Here is a 2,319-nt window from a genome sequence, read left to right as displayed (position 1 = left end):
TGTCGAACAGGGTCTTGCCGTCGCCGGGCGGGTCCGTCGGGTCGGTCGGGTCGGTCGGGTCGGTCGGGTCCGTGGGGTCGTTGCCCTCGGGCGCCGTCCCCCACACCGTGGTGCCGGCGAGCTGGGCGGTGACCTTGTTCCAGTCGGCGTACGAGGTCTGGGCGCCGTTGAACGAGTAGTCGTTGCTCTGCCGCAGCGTCTGCCAGTTGCTCTGGTAGAAGCGCAGCTGCATGTCCCCGGTGTCCGCGCCGGGCGCCAGGGAGCCGGCCGCCGAGGTGAAGCCGATCTCCAGGTAGCGGTCGGCCGTTGCGGTCGGGTTGCTCAGGGTGCCGAACGTGCCGGTGATGACGGAGCACCCCTTCACCGCCCAGGAGCAGGCGAAGCGGTACGAGGCGCTCGGAGAGTCCGCCTTGAAGTAGTAGCGGACCTTCACCTGGCTGAGCTGCACGGCGGAGGAGCCGGTGTTGCGGACCTTGAGCCAGGGCTCCGTCTGGTCCGCGGTGGCCCCGCTCGCGCTGGTGCGGTACTGCACGCTGACGCCGGCGGCGGCCGGTGCGGCCTGGGCGGGGAGGGCGGTCAGGGCACCGCCGCCCAGGAGGGCGGCCAGGGCGAGCGCCAGACGGGCGCGGCCGAGGGTGGGTCGGGATCTCATCCGGGTTCCTTTCGGCAGGACTTCCGCGGACGCGGAAGCGTCGGTGGGTGGTGCGGGGCGTGGGGGGAACGACAGGGGGAGCGGCCTCTCGGGCGCTCAGCGCGGTACGGGCAGGAGGGCCGGCGGCACGTCGTGCGGGACGTTCAGGGCGTCCAGGCGGGCCCGGTGCCCCGCCAGCCGGGCGGTGAAGTCCGGCAGGCCCGCCGTGCCGTCCCACACCCGCTCGGCCAGCGCGCACAGCCGGGGGTAGAGGAGGTACTCGATGTGCTCGGGCGTCGACACGAATTCCGTCCACAACTGCCCTTGGGCGCCCAGCAGCCGCGAGGCGACGTCCGGCTCCGGGGCCGGCGGAGCGAGGTCGACGCCGTACGCCGCACGCAGGTCGACGATCACGCCGGGCTGGGCGGGCGGCTCGCCGGGGCCGGGGCGCTGCGCGTAGTCGAAGTAGGTGGCGCGGTGGTCGGCCTGCACGACCTGGTGGCCGCGCCGGGCCGCCGCGCGGGCGCCTCCCGGGTCCCGCCAGCTCATCACCGTGCACTGAAGGGGCAGGTGCACGCCGGTCTCCGCCCAGACCACCGGTCGGCGGCCCGCCCGCAGAAGGTGCTCGGACATGCGGCCGATGAACCAGGAGTGCAGCGCCGCCGGCCCCGCCAGGCCCTCGCGCGCGGCCCGCGCCCGCGCCGCCGGGCTGCGCTCCCACTCGGTGGTGGGGCACTCGTCGCCGCCGATGTGCACGTACGGCGAGTCGAAGACGTCCATCACCTCGTCCAGGACGGTGCGGAAGAAGTCCAGGACGTGGTCACCGGTGCCCAGGACGTTCTCGCACACGCCCCACTCGGTCCACACACCGAGCCCGCGGGACGGGTCGGTGCCCAGCTCGGGGTAGGCGGCCAGGGCGGCGCGGACATGCCCCGGCACCCCGGTCTCCGGCATGACCGTCACCCCGCGCTCGGCCGCGTAGGCGACCAGCCCCCGCAGCTCCTGCCTGGTGTACGAGCCGCCGTGCGGCACCCCGTCGAAGCGGTCGCCGCCCGCGGGGCCGACCATCGACTCCGCCCGTCGGCCGCCGACCTCGGTGAGCCGGGGGTACGCGGCCACCGGCATCCGCCAGCCCTGGTCGTCGGTGAGGTGCAGGTGGAAGACGTTCAGCTTGTGCAGGGCCATCAGGTCGATGTGGCGGCGCAGATAGGACACCGGCTGGAAGTGCCGGGCCACGTCGAGGTGGGAGCCGCGCCAGGAGTGGCGGGGTACGTCGGTGATCTCCACGGCGTGCAGGTTCCAGGCCACCCCGCGCACCGGCCGCTGCAACAGGGCCTCGTACGGCAGCAGTTGCCGTACCGTCTGCACTCCGCGCAGCAGCCCGGCCGGGCGGGCGGCCCGCAGCAGCACCCCCTGCGGGCTCACCGTCAGGCCGTACCCCTCGTCGCCGAGGCCGCTCAGGGCGGCGTCGAGGGCGAGGACGAAGGTGCCGTCGGGGGAGGGCTCCAGGGGCAGTCCGGTGGCCGGGGCGAGCAGGGTGCGCAGCAGGGCCGCGGCCGGTTCGGCCCCCGCGGTGACCCGCAGCCGGGTCGCGGCGTCGAGACGGAAGCGGCCGGAGCGGGTGGACAGGCGGCTGGGGCGGGGGACGAGGGCCAGTTCGGGGCGTGGCGCATCCACGGGGCGGCTCC

At 75.0% G+C, this 2,319-nt stretch carries 2 protein-coding genes; both read right to left on the bottom strand.

Annotated elements, in window-relative coordinates; genetic code table 11:
- On the bottom strand, positions 1-652 hold a 652-nt coding region (locus GTW67_RS10345; protein ID WP_272920480.1), incomplete at its 3' end, for a cellulose binding domain-containing protein.
- 96 nt (positions 653-748) lie between these two features.
- Positions 749-2,308 carry a family 20 glycosylhydrolase gene (locus GTW67_RS10340; protein ID WP_161164504.1) on the bottom strand — a complete coding sequence of 520 codons (1,560 nt, stop codon included), beginning with the start codon at positions 2,306-2,308 and terminating at the stop codon, positions 749-751.
- Between the last annotated feature and the right edge of the window lie 11 nt (positions 2,309-2,319).

The organism is Streptomyces sp. SID5910 (genome assembly GCF_009862125.1).
GTDB lineage: Bacteria > Actinomycetota > Actinomycetes > Streptomycetales > Streptomycetaceae > Streptomyces.
Note: the sequence above shows the minus strand (reverse complement) of the source record. Positions and strands in the feature narration are given on the sequence as shown.